Annotated in this window: 19 protein-coding genes; all 19 read left to right on the top strand. The window is 60.2% G+C overall.

Annotation, left to right across the window (positions count from 1 at the left end):
- Window positions 1–8 precede the first annotated feature (8 nt).
- The 19 genes from fabG (at window position 9) to araH (ending at window position 17294) form a co-directional block, all read left to right on the top strand.
- Window positions 9–752: a 3-oxoacyl-ACP reductase FabG gene (gene fabG, locus ACSPX5_RS15745; RefSeq protein WP_007950790.1), complete on the top strand. Its 744-nt coding sequence runs from the start codon at window positions 9–11 to the stop codon at window positions 750–752.
- A 196-nt stretch (window positions 753–948) separates the two neighbouring features.
- Window positions 949–1185 carry an acyl carrier protein gene (gene acpP, locus ACSPX5_RS15740; RefSeq protein WP_003175607.1) on the top strand — a complete coding sequence of 79 codons (237 nt, stop codon included), beginning with the start codon at window positions 949–951 and terminating at the stop codon, window positions 1183–1185.
- A 108-nt stretch (window positions 1186–1293) separates the two neighbouring features.
- On the top strand, window positions 1294–2538 hold the full coding sequence (fabF, locus tag ACSPX5_RS15735; RefSeq protein ID WP_007908259.1) for a beta-ketoacyl-ACP synthase II: 1245 nt from the start codon (window positions 1294–1296) through the stop codon (window positions 2536–2538).
- Window positions 2538–3353 (top strand): aminodeoxychorismate lyase, encoded by an 816-nt coding sequence (pabC, locus tag ACSPX5_RS15730; protein WP_169431432.1) that lies wholly within the window; start codon window positions 2538–2540, stop codon window positions 3351–3353. The genes fabF and pabC overlap by 1 nt, the downstream gene beginning before the upstream one ends.
- Window positions 3354–3356: 3 nt before the next feature.
- Window positions 3357–4538: an endolytic transglycosylase MltG gene (gene mltG, locus ACSPX5_RS15725; protein ID WP_323161323.1), complete on the top strand. Its 1182-nt coding sequence runs from the start codon at window positions 3357–3359 to the stop codon at window positions 4536–4538.
- Between the two features lie 19 nt (window positions 4539–4557).
- Window positions 4558–5190: a dTMP kinase gene (tmk, locus tag ACSPX5_RS15720; protein ID WP_207865541.1), complete on the top strand. Its 633-nt coding sequence runs from the start codon at window positions 4558–4560 to the stop codon at window positions 5188–5190.
- Window positions 5183–6166, top strand: a complete 984-nt coding sequence (locus tag ACSPX5_RS15715) for a DNA polymerase III subunit delta' (RefSeq protein ID WP_169431429.1) — start codon at window positions 5183–5185, stop codon at window positions 6164–6166. The genes tmk and ACSPX5_RS15715 overlap by 8 nt, the downstream gene beginning before the upstream one ends.
- Before the next feature lie 42 nt (window positions 6167–6208).
- Window positions 6209–6565 (top strand): PilZ domain-containing protein, encoded by a 357-nt coding sequence (locus ACSPX5_RS15710; RefSeq protein ID WP_085710925.1) that lies wholly within the window; start codon window positions 6209–6211, stop codon window positions 6563–6565.
- Window positions 6566–6580: 15 nt separating this feature from the next.
- Window positions 6581–7366, top strand: coding sequence for a TatD family hydrolase (locus ACSPX5_RS15705; protein WP_169431428.1), 786 nt, complete (start codon window positions 6581–6583; stop codon window positions 7364–7366).
- Between the two features lie 341 nt (window positions 7367–7707).
- A complete protein-coding gene (locus tag ACSPX5_RS15700; protein ID WP_007950805.1) occupies window positions 7708–8346 on the top strand; it encodes a TetR/AcrR family transcriptional regulator in 639 nt (212 codons plus the stop codon).
- A gap of 138 nt (window positions 8347–8484) precedes the next feature.
- A complete protein-coding gene (locus ACSPX5_RS15695; RefSeq protein WP_439819879.1) occupies window positions 8485–9453 on the top strand; it encodes a GTP 3',8-cyclase MoaA in 969 nt (322 codons plus the stop codon).
- A gap of 120 nt (window positions 9454–9573) precedes the next feature.
- Complete coding sequence (locus ACSPX5_RS15690) at window positions 9574–10179, top strand: DUF4823 domain-containing protein (RefSeq protein WP_007950810.1); 606 nt, start codon at window positions 9574–9576, stop codon at window positions 10177–10179.
- A gap of 15 nt (window positions 10180–10194) precedes the next feature.
- Complete coding sequence (locus ACSPX5_RS15685) at window positions 10195–10755, top strand: DUF1285 domain-containing protein (protein ID WP_439819878.1); 561 nt, start codon at window positions 10195–10197, stop codon at window positions 10753–10755.
- A gap of 101 nt (window positions 10756–10856) precedes the next feature.
- Entirely contained in the window at window positions 10857–11573 is a 717-nt protein-coding gene (locus ACSPX5_RS15680) for a FadR/GntR family transcriptional regulator (protein WP_439819877.1), read from the top strand.
- A 25-nt stretch (window positions 11574–11598) separates the two neighbouring features.
- Entirely contained in the window at window positions 11599–12474 is an 876-nt protein-coding gene (locus ACSPX5_RS15675) for an SMP-30/gluconolactonase/LRE family protein (RefSeq protein WP_439819876.1), read from the top strand.
- A gap of 270 nt (window positions 12475–12744) precedes the next feature.
- Window positions 12745–13563 carry an SDR family oxidoreductase gene (locus ACSPX5_RS15670; protein WP_011335425.1) on the top strand — a complete coding sequence of 273 codons (819 nt, stop codon included), beginning with the start codon at window positions 12745–12747 and terminating at the stop codon, window positions 13561–13563.
- A gap of 144 nt (window positions 13564–13707) precedes the next feature.
- Window positions 13708–14712, top strand: coding sequence for a substrate-binding domain-containing protein (locus ACSPX5_RS15665; RefSeq protein WP_085647456.1), 1005 nt, complete (start codon window positions 13708–13710; stop codon window positions 14710–14712).
- A gap of 56 nt (window positions 14713–14768) precedes the next feature.
- Window positions 14769–16313 (top strand): L-arabinose ABC transporter ATP-binding protein AraG, encoded by a 1545-nt coding sequence (araG, locus tag ACSPX5_RS15660; protein WP_169431424.1) that lies wholly within the window; start codon window positions 14769–14771, stop codon window positions 16311–16313.
- A gap of 12 nt (window positions 16314–16325) precedes the next feature.
- Complete coding sequence (araH, locus tag ACSPX5_RS15655) at window positions 16326–17294, top strand: L-arabinose ABC transporter permease AraH (protein ID WP_011335422.1); 969 nt, start codon at window positions 16326–16328, stop codon at window positions 17292–17294.
- The last annotated feature ends 64 nt before the right edge of the window (window positions 17295–17358 follow it).

Below are 17358 nucleotides of genomic sequence, written 5' to 3'. Positions count from 1 at the left end.
AAGCTTGCATGAGTCTGCAAGGTAAAGTTGCACTGGTCACCGGCGCAAGCCGTGGTATCGGCCAGGCTATCGCACTGGAACTGGGTCGTCAGGGCGCCATCGTTGTTGGCACCGCGACTTCCGCTTCGGGCGCTGAGCGTATTGCTGCGACCCTGAAGGAAAACGGCATTCAGGGCGCAGGTTTCGAACTGAACGTCACCAGCGATGAGTCGGTCACCAAGGTGCTCGCGAGCATCCAGGAGCAGTTCGGTGCTCCGGTGGCGATCCTGGTAAACAATGCCGGCATCACTCGCGATAACCTGATGATGCGCATGAAAGACGACGAGTGGTACGACGTGATCGATACCAACCTGAACAGTCTGTATCGCCTGTCCAAGGGCGTTCTGCGCGGCATGACCAAGGCGCGTTGGGGTCGAATTATCAGTATTGGCTCGGTGGTGGGTGCCATGGGCAACGCTGGCCAAGTAAACTATGCAGCCGCCAAGGCCGGTCTGGAAGGTTTCAGCCGTGCCATGGCGCGTGAAGTCGGTTCGCGTTCGATTACGGTCAACTCGGTAACCCCAGGGTTCATCGACACCGATATGACTCGCGAGCTGCCTGAAGCACAGCGTGAAGCCTTGCAGACGCAGATTCCGCTGGGCCGTCTGGGACAAGCTCAAGAGATCGCTTCCGTGGTCGCTTTTCTTGCATCCGACGGTGCGGCATACGTGACCGGGGCTACAATCCCGGTGAACGGCGGGATGTACATGTAATTCAAATGTGACGGATTGCTTCAAAAAAATGTCATACGAGCTGTCTAAAATCCGTTATAAAGCTGCAATCTATTTATAGGCAGAGGGCCGCAGGGTTTGAGGAGTGAAGCTTTCAGTTGAAAAGCTGAAAAGTCTTTCTATACACTTACCCACTGGCCAGCTGCCTGAATTTGTCCATTAGGAGTGAAAACAAGGTATGAGCACCATCGAAGAGCGCGTCAAGAAAATCGTTGCCGAGCAACTGGGTGTTAAAGAAGAAGAAGTGGTAAACACCGCTTCCTTCGTAGAAGACCTGGGTGCCGACTCCCTTGACACCGTTGAGCTGGTGATGGCTCTGGAAGAGGAATTCGAGACCGAAATCCCTGACGAAGAAGCTGAGAAGATCACTACTGTACAAGCTGCAATCGACTACGTTACTAGCCACCAGGCGTAATAGTTTGTAATCGTTGCTTGCTGTCATGGAAAAACCGCACTGCCATCATGGCGTGCGGTTTTTTCTTTAGGCCTGATGCAAAGTCGTCATTTGAAAAAGGAGAGTGCTGTGTCGCGTAGACGCGTCGTAGTCACCGGTATGGGTATGTTGTCGCCACTGGGCACGGATGTGCCGAGCAGTTGGCAGGGCATTCTGGCTGGCCGCAGTGGCATTGGTCTGATCGAACACACCGACCTTTCTGCCTATTCCACCCGCTTTGGCGGCTCGGTAAAGGGCTTCAATGTCGAGGAATACCTGTCGGTCAAGGAAGCGCGCAAGCTCGACCTGTTCATTCAGTACGGTCTGGCGGCCGGCTTTCAAGCCGTACGCAATGCCGGTCTGGAAGTCACCGATGCCAACCGTGAACGCATTGGCGTGGCCATGGGTTCGGGTATCGGCGGTCTGACCAACATCGAAGAAACCAGCCGCACCTTGCACGAGACCGGTCCGCGCCGGATTTCTCCGTTCTTTGTGCCTGGCTCGATCATCAATATGATTTCCGGTTTCCTGTCCATCCACCTGGGTGCACAGGGGCCTAACTACGCTATCGCCACGGCGTGTACCACCGGTACGCACTGCATCGGCATGGCAGCCCGTAACATCATGTACGACGAAGCCGACGTGATGATTGCCGGCGGCGCCGAAATGGCCGCGTGCGGTCTGGGCATGGGCGGCTTTGGCGCTTCTCGCGCACTGTCGACCCGCAACGATGAACCGACCCGTGCCAGCCGTCCATGGGACAAGGGCCGTGACGGCTTCGTACTGTCCGACGGTGCCGGTGCGCTGGTGCTCGAAGAGCTCGAGCACGCCAAGGCCCGTGGCGCGACCATCTACGCCGAGCTGATCGGTTTCGGCACCAGTGGCGATGCGTTCCACATGACGTCGCCACCTGCCGACGGCGCCGGTGCCGCACGCTGCATCACCAATGCGCTGCGTGACGCGAAGATCAATGTCGATCAAGTGCAATACATCAACGCCCACGGTACTTCGACGCCGGCCGGCGACCTCGCCGAAGCCAATGCGATCAAGTCGGTGTTCGGTGATCACGCCTACAAACTGGCGGTCAGCTCCACCAAGTCCATGACCGGTCACCTGTTGGGTGCAGCGGGCGCGGTCGAGGCGATCTTCAGTGTGCTGGCGATCAACAGCCAGGTGGCGCCACCGACCATCAACCTCGATGAGCCGGATGAAGGCTGCGATCTCGACTTTGTGCCGCACACCGCACGCAACATGGACATCGATGTCGTACTGTCCAACTCGTTCGGGTTTGGCGGCACCAACGGCACGTTGGCGTTCCGTCGGTTCGCCGGCTGATGGACTGCTGGGTCGACGGTCAACCGGCTGACGCTCTGTCGCTGAAAGATCGCGGCCTGGCTTACGGCGACGGTCTGTTCGAGACCATCGCCGTATGTGGCGGCCAGCCTTTGCTGCTGGAACGTCACCTGACTCGGCTGGCCGAGGGCTGTTCACGCTTGGCCATCGCGGCCGATATCGAGCTGATCCGTAGCGAGCTGCAAGCCTATGCAGCGGCCATGGGCGAGGGGGTGCTCAAACTCATCCTCACCCGCGGCGACGGTTTACGCGGTTATGCGCCGGATCCTTCGGCGCAGGGCCGACGGATTCTGCAAGGCAATCCTCCTGCGGCGTATCCTGCTGTCCATGGCGAGCAAGGCGTTCGCCTGTTCCCGTGTACGACGCGTTTATCTGTTCAGCCCTTGCTGGCAGGTCTCAAGCACCTCAATCGTCTGGAACAGGTCCTCGCTCGCGCCGAATGGCAGGACAGCGAGCACGCGGAAGGCCTGATGCTCGACCAGGCGGGGCGTGTGATCGAAGGTGTGTTCAGCAACCTGTTTCTGGTACGTGACGGCGTGTTGGTCACGGCGGATCTGAAACGTTGCGGCGTGGCTGGCGTGATGCGCGCCGAATTATTGTTTCAGGCAGCGTCATCGGGTATCCCCGTGCAAATCACCGATATCAGCCTTGAACAGCTGCAATGGGCCGATGAAGTCTTTGTCTGCAACAGCGTGTATGGCGTCTGGCCGGTACGCGCGTACGCTGCACTGAGCTGGCCGGTTGGGCCGCTCACCCGTAAACTGCAAACCATTGCCCGCACGCTACTGGATGCCTGATTCGTGAGACGTAAACTTTTGCTGCTGCTGGAAACCGGACTGGTTCTGGCAGGGCTGCTGCTGGGCGCCAGCGCCTGGAAGATTCATTCGGCGCTGGAACAGCCCCTGAACATCACGCAGGAAGAATTGCTGGATGTGCCGAAGGGTTCCACGCCGACCCGTACTATTCTCGGCCTTGAAGCGGATGGTGTGATCAAGGACGCATTCTGGCTGCGCATTTACTGGCGCTTCAATCTGTCCGGCACCCCGATCCACACGGGCGAGTACCGCATGCAGCCGGGCATGACTGTCAAGGGCCTGATCGAACTGTGGAAGCGTGGCGAAGTGGTTCAATACAGCCTGACACTCGTCGAGGGCTGGAATTTCCATCAGGTGCGCGCCGCACTGGCGAAAGATGAAAAGATCGAACAGACCCTGACCGGCCTGAGCGACAGTGATGTGATGAGCAAGATCGGCCACAAGGGCGTGTTTCCCGAAGGTCGATTCTTCCCCGATACCTACCGCTTTGTGCGCGGGGTTTCCGATACCGAGCTGCTGAAAAAGGCGTTCGACCGCCTTGACGAAGTGCTGGCCAAGGAATGGGAAAGTCGTTCCGCCGATGCGCCGTATACCGAACCGTATCAGGCACTGATCATGGCCTCGCTGGTGGAGAAGGAAACCGGCGTTCCCCAGGAGCGTGGCCAGATTGCCGGTGTGTTCGTGCGCCGCATGGCCCTGGGCATGCAGCTGCAGACCGACCCGACGGTGATCTACGGTCTGGGTGATCGCTACAACGGCAAGCTGACCCGTGCTCATCTCAAGGAAGCCACGCCGTACAACACCTATGTGATTCCCGGGTTGCCGCCGACGCCGATTGCGATGGTCGGCCGCGAGGCGATTCACGCGGCGTTGAACCCGGTGGAAGGAACCAGCCTCTACTTTGTCGCCCGTGGCGACGGCAGCCACGTATTCTCCGACGACCTCGATGCACACAACAGTGCGGTGCGTGAGTTCCAGCTCAAACGGCGCTCGGATTACCGCTCGAGCCCGGCGCCGGCCTCGACGCCGGAAGCCACTCCGGCCACTGGCGAGGCCGTTCCTGCCGCATCCCCTGACACGGCGCCCGAGTCGTTGCCGCAAGTTCCTGCGCAGGAACCCGCGCCGACGCCGGAAACTGGAGCGGCCTCACCGCAAAACGCGCAATGACTTTGATTAAGGACTGCCTGTGACTGGCTTGTTTATTACCCTGGAAGGCCCGGAAGGCGCCGGCAAAAGCACCAACCGCGAATACCTCGCCGAGCGCCTGCGCGCCGCCGGTATCGAAGTGGTGCTGACCCGTGAGCCAGGCGGTACGCCGCTGGCCGAGCGCATTCGAGAGGTGTTGCTGGCACCGGTCGACGAAGTGATGAACCCGGACACCGAGCTGCTGCTGGTGTTCGCCGCCCGTGCCCAGCATCTGGCTGAAGTCATCCGACCGGCGCTCGCCCGTGGCGCGGTAGTGTTGTGTGACCGTTTCACTGATTCGACTTACGCCTATCAGGGTGGCGGCCGCGGCTTGTCGCTGGAACGCATCGCGGCGCTGGAGACTTTCGTGCAGGGTGATCTGCGCCCCGATCTGACATTGATTTTCGATCTGCCGGTGGAAATCGGCCTGGCCCGTGCCAGCGCTCGGGGTCGTCTGGATCGCTTCGAGCTGGAAGGCCGTGAGTTTTTCGAGGCTGTGCGCAGTGCGTTCCTCAAGCGTGCCGAGGCCGATCCTGCGCGTTACGTGCGGATCGACGCCGGTCAGCCGTTGGTCAAGGTTCAACAATCGCTGGATACCCTGATTCCGAACTTGCTGGAGCTTTGCCGTGGCTGAGGCCTATCCATGGCAGGACAGCCTCTGGCAGCAACTGGCCGGGCGTACTCAACACGCCCACGCGTATCTGCTGCACGGGCCGGCCGGGATCGGCAAGCGTGCGCTGGCCGAGCGGCTGATGGCCAGCCTGTTGTGCCAGCGTCCGACGCCTGAAGCCTGCGGCGAGTGCAAGTCCTGCCTGCTGCTCAAGGCGGGCAGCCATCCGGACAATTACATTTTGGAGCCGGAAGAGGCGGACAAGGCGATCAAGGTCGACCAGGTGCGCGATCTGGTCAGTTTCGTGGTGCAGACCGCGCAACTGGGCGGGCGCAAGGTGGTGCTGATCGAGCCGGTGGAGTCGATGAACATCAACGCCGCCAACGCCTTGCTCAAGAGCCTTGAAGAGCCGTCCGGCGACACCGTGCTGTTGCTGGTCAGTCACCAGCCGAGCCGTCTGTTGCCGACCATCAAGAGTCGTTGTGTGCAGCAGGCCTGTCCGCTGCCGAGCGAGGCCATGAGCCTGCAATGGCTGGCTCGGGCGCTGCCGGAATGTTCCGAAGACGAACGTGTCGAACTCTTGACCCTGGCCGCTGGCTCGCCGCTGGCGGCCGTGACGTTGCAGGGACAGGGCGTGCGCGAACAGCGCGCGCAAGTTGTGGAAGGCGTGAAGAAGCTGCTCAAGCAGCAGCAATCGCCGACGCAGCTGGCCGAGGAGTGGAAAAACATTCCGATGCTGCGTCTGTTCGACTGGTTCTGCGACTGGTCGAGCCTGATCCTGCGTTATCAATTGACCCAGGATGAAGCGGGCCTGGGCCTGACCGACATGCGCAAGGTTGTGCAGTATCTGGCGCAGAAAAGCGCTCAGGCTAAAGTGCTCGATATCCAGGACTGGATTCTCGCCCAGCGCCAGAAAGTCCTGAGCAAGGCCAACCTCAACGCGGCATTGCTGCTGGAAGCGTTGTTGGTGCAATGGGCGAGTCTGCCTGGCCAAAGATAAGAATGTGTACCTAGACTCTGAACATCAGCAGTGGAGGTCAACATGAATGAACCCGTCAGCCCGGGGCCGCGCAACGGCATCTTGTCCCTGACCATCAAGGACAAATCCGTGCTTTATGCCGCTTACATGCCGTTCATCAGGAACGGTGGCCTGTTCATCCCCACCAACAAGAGCTACAAGTTGGGCGACGAGGTGTTCATGCTGTTGCATCTGATGGATGAAGCGGAAAAGATTCCGGTGGCCGGCAAAGTCGCCTGGATCACTCCCAAAGGCGCCCAGGGCAATCGCGCGGCCGGCGTCGGCGTGCAATTCAACGATGGCGACAACACCGCCCGCAGTCGCATCGAAACCCATCTGGCCGGAGCCCTGAAGTCCGACCGTCCCACTCATACGATGTAAGTTGCAGTCCTTTTTATGCTCGTAGATTCCCATTGTCACCTTGATCGCCTCGACCTTGCCGTCCACGACGGTTCCCTGGATGCCGCGCTGGATGCGGCCCGTCAGCGCGGGGTCGGTCACTTTCTGTGCATCGGCGTCAGTGCCGACAACGCCGCCGATGTCAAAGCGTTGGCCGAGCGCTATGAAGACGTCGATTGTTCGGTCGGCGTGCATCCGCTGGATGTGCAGCCCGGCGCGGCACCGGCACTGGACTGGCTGCTGCACGAGCTCAATCACCCGAAAGTGGTGGCGATCGGTGAAACCGGTCTGGACTACCACTACGAGCCGGAAGCCGCCCAGCTGCAGCAGGAATCGTTCCGTCTGCACCTGCAGGCCGCCCGGCAGACCGGCAAGCCAGTGATCATCCATACCCGTGGCGCCCGCGCCGACACGCTTGAGCTGTTGCGCGAAGCCGCGCTGCCCCAGGCCGGCGTGCTGCATTGCTTCACTGAAGACTGGGACATGGCCAAGGCAGCGCTGGACATGGGTTATTACATTTCCCTGTCGGGCATCGTCACCTTCCGCAATGCCGATGCGCTGCGCGATGTGGCGAGCAAGGTTCCGGCTGATCGCCTGCTGGTGGAAACCGATTCGCCATACCTGGCGCCGATCCCCTATCGCGGCAAGCCGAACCTGCCGCAATACGTGCGGGAAGTGGCAGAGTTTCTGGCGATGCTGCGGGGTGAAAACTACGAGCGTTTTGCCGAGCAGACCACGCAGAACTTCAAGCGGCTGTTTCCGCTGGCCCACGTAAAAGCCTGAATCGCAGGCAAAAAAAACCCGGGTTCTGGGGGGTGAATCCGGGTTAAGACCATTAGGAGTAAAACAAAGGCACGCGGTCCTTTGGTACCTTTACCGGCGCGACACTTGGGGGAGATGTCGCCCGACAGTTCAAGTATTGATCAGTCTGGCGTTCAGTCCAGTGGGGCAGTCGGGGTTTTTAAACAAATTTGGAATACGTTCGCTTCGGTTATGTTCTCATTGCCGTGCAAACGTTCGTGAAATGAACAAGAAACACAGATATGGTCGGATGATCCGTGCATTTTTGCGCAAGTTAGGCATAATACGCGGCTTCGAATTTTGACCCCTACAGACCTTTTCTTATGCACAAAGAACCTCGTAAGGTCCGTGAGTTTCGTCGCCGCGAGCAAGAAATTCTCGATACCGCGCTCAAGCTGTTCCTCGAACAAGGTGAAGACAGTGTCACCGTCGAGATGATTGCTGATGCCGTGGGTATCGGCAAAGGCACGATCTACAAGCACTTCAAGTCCAAGGCCGAGATCTACCTGCGCCTGATGCTCGATTACGAGCGCGACTTGAACGAGCTGTTGCATTCGGCCGATGTCGACAAGGACAAGGAAGCCCTGTCCCGTGCCTACTTTGAATTCCGCATGCGTGACCCGCAGCGCTATCGCCTGTTCGATCGCCTGGAAGAGAAGGTGGTCAAGGGCAATCAGGTGCCGGAGATGGTCGAGGAGCTGCACAAGATCCGTGCCTCGAACTTCGAACGTCTGACGCTGCTCATCAAGGGCCGCATCAGCGAAGGCAAGCTCGAAGACGTGCCGCCGTACTTCCACTACTGCGCATCCTGGGCGCTGGTGCACGGCGCGGTGGCGCTGTATCACTCGCCGTTCTGGAGCAATGTGCTGGAAGATCAGGAAGGTTTCTTCCAGTTCCTGATGGATATCGGCGTGCGCATGGGCAACAAGCGCAAGCGCGACCCTGAAACGCCGAGCAGCTGAATCATTCAGTTGCCTTATGCGCCGTGTTTTTCGCTACATGGCGCAGTACCTCAGGAATATACTCAGGCATAGGGCTTGCTAAAACTTGAATTGTGAGTCAAGTTTTAGCCGCTCGATTTTCCATCGCCGGAGTGCTTCATGATCGTTGACCGTCAAGGCAGGCGTTTTCGCAATTTGCGGATCAGTCTGACTTCAGCCTGCAATTACGCCTGTACCTACTGCGTGCCCAACGGCAAGCGGCTGGTGGCTGCGCAGGATGAACTGTCGGCCGAGGCCATGGCACGTGGCGTGGCTTATCTGATCGAAGCTGCCGGTATCGAGCGCCTGCGCATCACTGGCGGCGAGCCGCTGGTCAGCCCCAAGCTCGAGTCGTTCATGAGCGCCGTCGGCAAGATGGGCCTGGATGACATCAGCCTGACCACCAACGGCCAGCTCCTGGCGAAAAAACTCCCGTTGTTGGTCGATGCCGGCCTGCGACGCATCAACGTTTCCCTCGATACGCTGGACGCCGGCGCGTTCCGCAGCATCGCCCGTGGTGGCGATCTGGCCACTGTGCTGGATGGCATGGATCAGGCGGCAGCGGCGGGAATGAAGATCAAGGTCAACATGGTGCCGCTGCGCGGGCAGAACCTCGACCAGGTGATGCCGTTGCTCGATTACTGCCTTGAACGCGGCTTTGAACTGCGTTTCATCGAGTTGATGCGAATGGGTCACCTGGCCACCGACTCCAATGCCTTCCTGCAACAGTTTGTCAGCCTGCAACAGCTGCTGAGTCTGATCGGCGAGCATTACGAGTATGCGCAAACCGACGCGCCGGTGGACGCCACGGCTGTTCGCTATGCGATTCCCGGTCTGGGCAATTTCGGCGTGATCGCCAACGAAAGCGTGCCGTTCTGCCGAACCTGCTCGCGCCTGCGCCTGTCGTCCACCGGATGGCTGCATGGCTGCCTGTCGTCGAGCAACCGCCACTATGTCGGTGACCTGCTCGACAAACCGCGCCACGAGGCGCTGCCGGCGTTGCAACGACTACTGGTCAAGGCGTTGGGCGACAAGCAGGAAGTCGCATTCTCCGGTGGCGCCACCGTCATGAAGATCATCGGCGGCTAAGTCTCTCGCCACAGAAACTCTATTTCAAAGCGGATACCTGCACATTTCCAAGGACTGGCGCAAAAGCTGCATCCTACGGCCATTCGCCGGTTTTCCGTCACCGGCTTCTGGAGGATTAGGATGCGTAGCCTGGTTTTGCTGCTGGCCGTTTTGGCGCTGGGCGGCTGTATGACTGTCAGTGACATGGCCGAAGGGACTCGCTACCAGATGAGCGACGCGGGTCTGCTGGATCACAGCGACAGCCGCCGCGTTAACAATTTCCGTATTCAGCCCGATTCGTTCATCTACATCGCGCAAGGCTCGTTCGCGCCGCCGGGTGGTTCCTACCCGCGCCCCAACGTAGTCGCTGAAGAGGCCTTCAAAGGCTTCGTCGAATACTTCCCGATGGTCCGCCGCGCCCGCGCGCCGGAAGGCCTCGACCAGGCGATGGGCGAAGCCCGCGACGCCGGTGCTCATTACTTGCTTTACACCCGTTTCGCCAAGGCCGACGACCGCATCGGCAACTCCGATGAGTGGCTCGATCAGGAAGCCGTGGATCGCCTCGGTATCGACGGCGGCGTGATTCAGATCATGTTGATCGAGACCAGCACCCAGTATTTGATTGATACTGCACGGATCAAGAGTCGTGGCGGTTTACTGACGTTCCACGACAACAAGCCCGAAGACCTGATCGGCCCACCGCTCGCGCAATATGCGCGCAGCCTGCTGGGCGTCGGGGACCAGTAATTCAAGGAGTACGCCATGAGTGGCCCGCAAAAAGCCAATGACCTGCTGGGGCAAATCCCCAAAACCAAAGGCTTGCCGCCGGTGCACTTGTGGAACCCGGACTTCTGCGGCGACATCGACATGCGCATCGCCCGCGACGGCACCTGGTATTACCTGGGTACGCCGATCGGGCGCAAGTCGATGGTCAAGCTGTTCTCCACCATCATCCGCCGCGATGGCGATGATTACTTCCTGATCACGCCGGTTGAGAAAGTCGGGATCAAGGTCGATGACGCGCCCTTCGTGGCGATTGCCGTCGACGTGGAGGGCGAGGGCGAGTCGCAAGTGCTGCGCTTTACCACCAATGTCGATGAAACCACCGAGGCCGGCGCGGAACATCCGCTCCGCGTCGAGATCGACCCGGTCACTCAAGAACCAGCCCCTTATGTGCATGTACGCACCAACCTCGAAGCGCTGATCCATCGCAACGTGTTCTACCAATTGGTCGAACTGGCAGTCAGCCGGGAAATCGATGGCCAGCGCTGGCTCGGCGTCTGGAGTAGCGGCGAATTCTTCCGCATCGGCCTCGAACCCTAAGAAACCGCAGTCTGTGAAAGCAGGCTGCGGTTTTTTGTCGTTGACTCCCAATCGTATGATGATTAGCGTAGACACTCACAGCGAACGGCTTCGGGGTGTCCATGTCGAGCAGTTTTCACGCATCAACGGTTGACTGGCTGGGCGCCTGGATCGCCGCCGGCCAGGTAAAACCGGGGCAGGCGATCAAGGTCGAGGCCGATCTGGGCGAGCAGCTCGGGGTCAGCCGCACCGTCATCCGCGAAGCCATCAAGACCCTCGTCGCCAAAGGCATGCTTGAAGTCGGGCCGAAAGTCGGCACGCGGGTGCTGCCGATCAAGCGCTGGAACCTGTTCGATCCGCAAGTCGTGGGCTGGTTGTCACGTAGCGGCCTGCCGGAAAACTTCGTCGATGACCTGCTCGACCTGCGCCGCACCATCGAACCGATGGCGGTGCGCTGGGCCTGCGAGCGGGCGACCGTGGAACAGGTGCAAGCCGTGCAGCAGGCCTACAACGCGCTTGAGCGGGCAGTGGACAGCGGCATCGATTACAACCGTGCCGACCAGTTCTTCCACGAATGCATACTCGCCGCCAGCCATAATCAATTCATCGAGCAAATGGTGCCGGCCCTCGGCGCGCTGCTCGCCGTGTCTTTCGAAGTTTCCGCAGCCGACCCCGACGAATTGCGCCGGACACTGCCCATCCACAAAGACATGGCCGACGCCATCGCCGCCCGGGATGCCGCGCGCGGAGTGTGGGCCTGCATGACCCTGATCGACAATGCCGACCTGGCCATCAAGCGGTTTTACCCGCAGGTGATGGCCGGCAAGAAAGCCAGCTGACAAAAACAACAAGACAGGAGGTTGCATGACGTGGACTGCGGTGACAGAGCATCGGGCGCAACTGGGCGAAGGCCCGTTCTGGGACGCACCGACTCAGGCGCTGTACTGGGTGGACATCGCTGGCAGGCAGGCGCTGCGGCTGATCGGGCAGAACGTGCAGATCTGGCAGATGCCGGAACACGTCTCGGCGTTCATTCCCTGCGCCAGCGGCGATGCGCTGGTGACCCTGAGCAGCGGCGTCTACCGACTTGATCTGGATTCTCCCGGACTTGAACCGCGACTGTCGCTGTTCTGCGTCGCCGATCCGCAACCGGGCAATCGTGCCAACGAAGCGCGCTGCGATGGTCAGGGCCGCTTGTGGCTAGGCACCATGCAAAACAACATCGGCGAACACGGCGAGGATCTGCCGATCACCCGTCGTTCCGGCGGGCTGTTCCGGATTGATCCGGACAAAAGAGTCACGCCGTTGCTACGGGGTCTTGGCATTCCCAACACGCTGCTTTGGAGTGACGACGGCACCACGCTGCTGTTCGGCGACAGCCTCGACAGCACGCTGTACCGCTACTTCATTCACACCGACGGCAACCTCGACACCGCCCAGCCTTGGTACAGCGCCGATCAGAACGGCGGCCCGGACGGTTCGGCGATGGACGCCGAAGGCTACGTGTGGAACGCCCGTTGGGACGGCAGTTGCCTGCTGCGCCTGACACCGGATGGCCAGATCGACCGCAAGATCGACCTGCCGATCAGCCGCCCGACCAGTTGTGTATTTGGCGGCGCAGACCTGAAAACGCTGTACATCACCAGCGCCAAAAGTCCGCTGAACCACTCGCTGGACGGCGCCGTGCTGTCGATGCGGGTTGATGTTGCCGGAAAGCTCTGTACGCGATTTGCTAGTTAAATCCCAAAATATGGGATGCAAAATTATATATTGAGATTATTTGGCGGTCGGGTTTATAGTCGGCTCCAGCAGTAACACGCACTCACACTTAAAAAGAACAAAACAGGTGAAGTGATGCAGCGAATTTTCATCGCACTCCACAGCGGAGTCAGCGCTTCGGGCCGTTTCGGTTCCGTGGCGTGCGCTCGCCTGTTTTGTTCCACAAGCCTTCCAGACCGGACATCGTCAGATGCCCGGTTTTTTTATGCTTTCGAACAGGAGTCCTGATCCATGGCTGAACCTCTGTCCCTGCCACCCGTGCCCGAGCCACCGAAGGGTGAGCGCCTGAAAAACAAGGTCGTGCTGCTGACCGGCGCCGCCCAAGGCATCGGTGAAGCAATCGTCGCGACCTTTGCCTCGCAACAGGCCAAACTGGTGATCAGCGATATCCAGGCTGAAAAGGTCGAGAAAGTCGCCGCGCACTGGCGCGAGCAGGGCGCCGACGTGCAAGCGATCAAGGCCGATGTATCGCGTCAGCAGGATCTGCACGCCATGGCCAAACTGGCCATCGAACTGCACGGTCGCATCGATGTGCTGGTCAATTGCGCCGGGGTCAACGTGTTCCGCGACCCGCTGGAAATGACCGAAGAAGACTGGAAACGCTGCTTCGCCATCGATCTCGACGGCGCCTGGTATGGCTGCAAAGCCGTGCTGCCGCAGATGATCGAGCAGGGCATCGGCAGCATCATCAACATTGCCTCGACCCATTCGACAAACATCATTCCCGGCTGCTTCCCGTACCCGGTGGCCAAGCACGGTCTGCTCGGGCTGACCCGCGCGCTGGGTATCGAGTACGCGCCGAAGGGCATTCGCGTCAACGCCATCGCCCCGGGCTACATCGAAACCCAGCTCAACGTCGACTACTGGAACGGCTTTGCCGACCCGCACGCCGAACGCCAGCGCGCTTTCGATCTGCATCCGCCGAAACGCATCGGCCAGCCGATTGAAGTGGCGATGACCGCCGTGTTCCTGGCCAGTGATGAAGCGCCGTTCATCAATGCCTCGTGCATCACCATCGATGGTGGCCGCTCGGTGATGTACCACGACTGAGAAAAGCGGATTTCAGGTGGAAAGGTCCGCCTGAAATCCAATCATCATACGATATGACTATTGTCGTCATGATGCGCAGGAAACGCTTCGACCGCTTTAACGTTTTTCAAATAACGCTCAAGAAAAATAACAAGGAGTCTGCTTATGAAACGTCGTTTCGGGATTCGTACCCTGTGCAGTACCGCGTTGGCGGTCACTGCGTTCAGCCTGAGCAGTTCGCTGCTGGCCGCCGATCCGGTGAAGATCGGTTTTCTGGTCAAGCAGGCTGAAGAGCCGTGGTTCCAGACTGAATGGGCCTTCGCCGAGAAAGCCGCCAAGGACAAGGGCTTCGAACTGATCAAGATCGCCGTGCCGGACGGCGAGAAAACCCTCTCGGCCATCGACAGCCTCGCAGCCAATGGCGCCAAGGGCTTCGTCATCTGCCCGCCGGACGTGTCCCTCGGCCCAGCGATCATGGCCAAGGCCAAACTCAATGATCTGAAAGTGATTGCCGTCGACGACCGCTTCGTCGACGCCAATGGCAAGTTCATGGAAGACGTGCCGTACCTCGGCATGGCCGCGTTCGAAGTCGGCCAGAAGCAGGGCGCCGCGATGGCCGCCGAAGCGAAAAAGCGTAACTGGGACTGGAAAGACACCTACGCGGTGGTCAACACCTACAACGAACTCGACACCGGCAAGAAGCGCACCGACGGCTCGATGAAGGCGCTCGAAGACGCGGGCATGCCGAAAGATCACATTTTGACAGCCGCTCTGAAAACCCTCGACGTACCGGGCAGCATGGACGCCACCAACTCGGCGCTGGTCAAGCTGCCGGGCGCGGCGAAGAACCTGATCATCGGCGGCATGAACGACAACACCGTGCTGGGCGGCGTGCGCGCCACCGAAGCCGCCGGGTTTGCCGCGGCCAACGTGATCGGCATCGGCATCAACGGCACCGATGCCATCGGCGAGTTGAAAAAGCCCAACAGCGGCTTCTACGGTTCGATGCTGCCGAGCCCGCACATTGAAGGCTACAAGACTGCCGAGATGATGTACGAGTGGGTCACCACCGGCAAAGAACCGCCGAAGTACACCGCGATGGACGACGTGACCCTGATCACCCGCGACAACTTCAAGCAGGAGCTGGAAAAGATCGGCCTGTGGAACTGACGGCAGCGACGGCCCGGGCAGCCGGGCCGTTTGAACGGTGTGATGAGGTGGCTTAAATGCACGCGCAAGTACAAACACAAGAACACAGCGCCAGCGGCAGCCTGCGTTTCAACGGGATCGGCAAGACCTTCCCGGGCGTGAAGGCGCTGGACGGCATCAGTTTCGTCGCTCACCCCGGGCAGGTTCACGCCTTGATGGGCGAGAACGGCGCCGGCAAATCGACCCTGCTGAAAATCCTCGGCGGTGCCTACATCCCGAGCAGCGGCGAGTTGCAGATCGGTGAGCGGGCAATGGCCTTCAAGTCCACCGCCGACAGCATCGGCAGCGGCGTGGCGGTGATTCACCAGGAGTTGCATCTGGTGCCGGAAATGACCGTGGCCGAGAACCTGTTCCTCGGTCACCTGCCGGCCAGCTTCGGCCTGATCAATCGTGGCGCGCTGCGTCAGCAAGCCTTGGCTTGCCTCAAGGGCCTGGCCGATGAAATCGACCCGCAGACCAAGGTCGGACGCCTGTCCCTCGGCCAGCGGCAACTGGTGGAGATCGCCAAGGCGTTGTCCCGTGGCGCCCATGTGATTGCCTTCGACGAACCGACCAGCAGCCTCTCGGCGCGGGAAATCGACCGCTTGATGGCGATCATCGGCCGGCTGCGCGACGAGGGCAAAGTGGTGCTCTACGTCTCCCATCGCATGGAAGAAGTGTTCCGCATCTGCGACGCGGTGACGGTGTTCAAGGACGGTCGCTACGTGCGCACCTTCGACGACATGAGCCAGCTGACCCACGATCAACTGGTGACTTGCATGGTTGGGCGCGACATTCAGGACATCTACGATTATCGCGGTCGCCCCCGTGGCGCAGTGGCATTGAGAGTCGATGGATTGCTCGGCCCGGGCCTGCGCGAGCCGATCAGTTTCGATGCGCACAAAGGCGAGATTCTGGGGCTGTTCGGACTGGTCGGGGCAGGGCGCACCGAGCTGTTCCGGCTGCTCAGTGGTCTGGAGCGCAACACTGCCGGACGCCTGGAATTGCGCGGCCATGAACTGAAGCTGCGCTCGCCCCGCGATGCGATTGCCGCCGGAATTCTGCTGTGCCCGGAGGATCGCAAGAAGGAAGGCATCATCCCGCTCGCCAGCGTCGCCGAGAACATCAATATCAGCGCACGCGGCGCGCATTCCGGGCTCGGCTGCCTGCTGCGCGGGATCTGGGAAAAGGGCAACGCCGAGAAACAGATCAAGGCCCTGAAAGTGAAAACGCCCCACGCCGGGCAACAGATCAAGTTCCTGTCCGGCGGCAATCAGCAGAAAGCCATTCTCGGCCGCTGGCTGTCGATGCCGATGAAAGTCCTGCTGCTCGACGAGCCGACCCGCGGCATCGACATCGGTGCCAAGGCCGAGATCTATCAGATCATCCATAACCTGGCCGCCGACGGTATTTCGGTGATCGTGGTGTCCAGCGATCTGATGGAAGTGATGGGTATTTCCGACCGCATTCTGGTGCTGTGCGAGGGCGCCCTGCGTGGCGAAGTCAGCCGCGACCAGGCCAACGAATCCAACCTGCTGCAACTGGCTTTGCCGCGCCACCGCGCTGACGGCGTGGCGAACTGAGAGGTGACTATGATGACAACCCAAAACGAAACCCTGCCGACCGAGCGCAAACCCCTGGATATGCGGCGCTTTCTCGATGACTGGGTGATGCTGCTGGCGGCGGTGGGCATTTTTGTCGCCTGCACCTTGCTGATCGACAACTTCCTCTCGCCGCTGAACATGCGTGGCCTGGGTCTGGCAATTTCCACCACCGGGATCGCCGCGTGCACCATGCTGTATTGCCTGGCGTCGGGGCATTTCGACTTGTCGGTGGGGTCGGTGATTGCCTGCGCCGGGGTGGTCGCAGCGGTGGTGATGCGCGACACCAACAGCGTGTTTCTCGGCGTCAGCGCGGCGCTGGTGATGGGCCTGATCGTCGGCCTGATCAACGGCATCGTGATCGCCAAGTTGCGGGTCAATGCGCTGATCACGACGCTGGCGACCATGCAGATCGTCCGAGGCCTGGCTTACATCTTTGCCAATGGCAAAGCGGTGGGCGTATCGCAGGAATCGTTTTTCGTGTTCGGCAACGGCCAGTTGTTCGGCGTGCCGGTGCCGATTCTGATAACCATCGTCTGCTTCCTGTTTTTTGGCTGGTTGCTGAACTACACGACCTACGGGCGCAACACCATGGCCATCGGCGGCAACCAGGAAGCGGCGTTGCTGGCGGGGGTGAATGTTGATCGAACCAAGATCATCATCTTCGCCGTGCATGGGGTGATTGGTGCGTTGGCCGGGGTGATTCTGGCGTCGCGGATGACTTCGGGTCAGCCGATGATCGGCCAGGGTTTTGAGCTGACGGTGATTTCGGCCTGCGTGCTGGGCGGGGTGTCGCTGAGTGGCGGGATCGGGATGATCCGGCATGTGATTGCCGGGGTGTTGATTCTGGCGATTATCGAGAATGCGATGAACCTGAAGAATATCGACACGTTCTACCAGTACGTGATTCGAGGGTCGATTCTGCTGCTGGCTGTGGTTATCGACCGTCTCAAGCAACGCTAAGATCAAAAGCTCCCTCACCCCAGCCCTCTCCCGGAGGGAGAGGGAGCCGACCGAGGTGTCTTGC

Source organism: Pseudomonas sp. HLG18 (genome assembly GCF_051903985.1).
GTDB lineage: Bacteria > Pseudomonadota > Gammaproteobacteria > Pseudomonadales > Pseudomonadaceae > Aquipseudomonas > Aquipseudomonas fluorescens_BT.
Note: the sequence above shows the minus strand (reverse complement) of the source record. Positions and strands in the feature narration are given on the sequence as shown.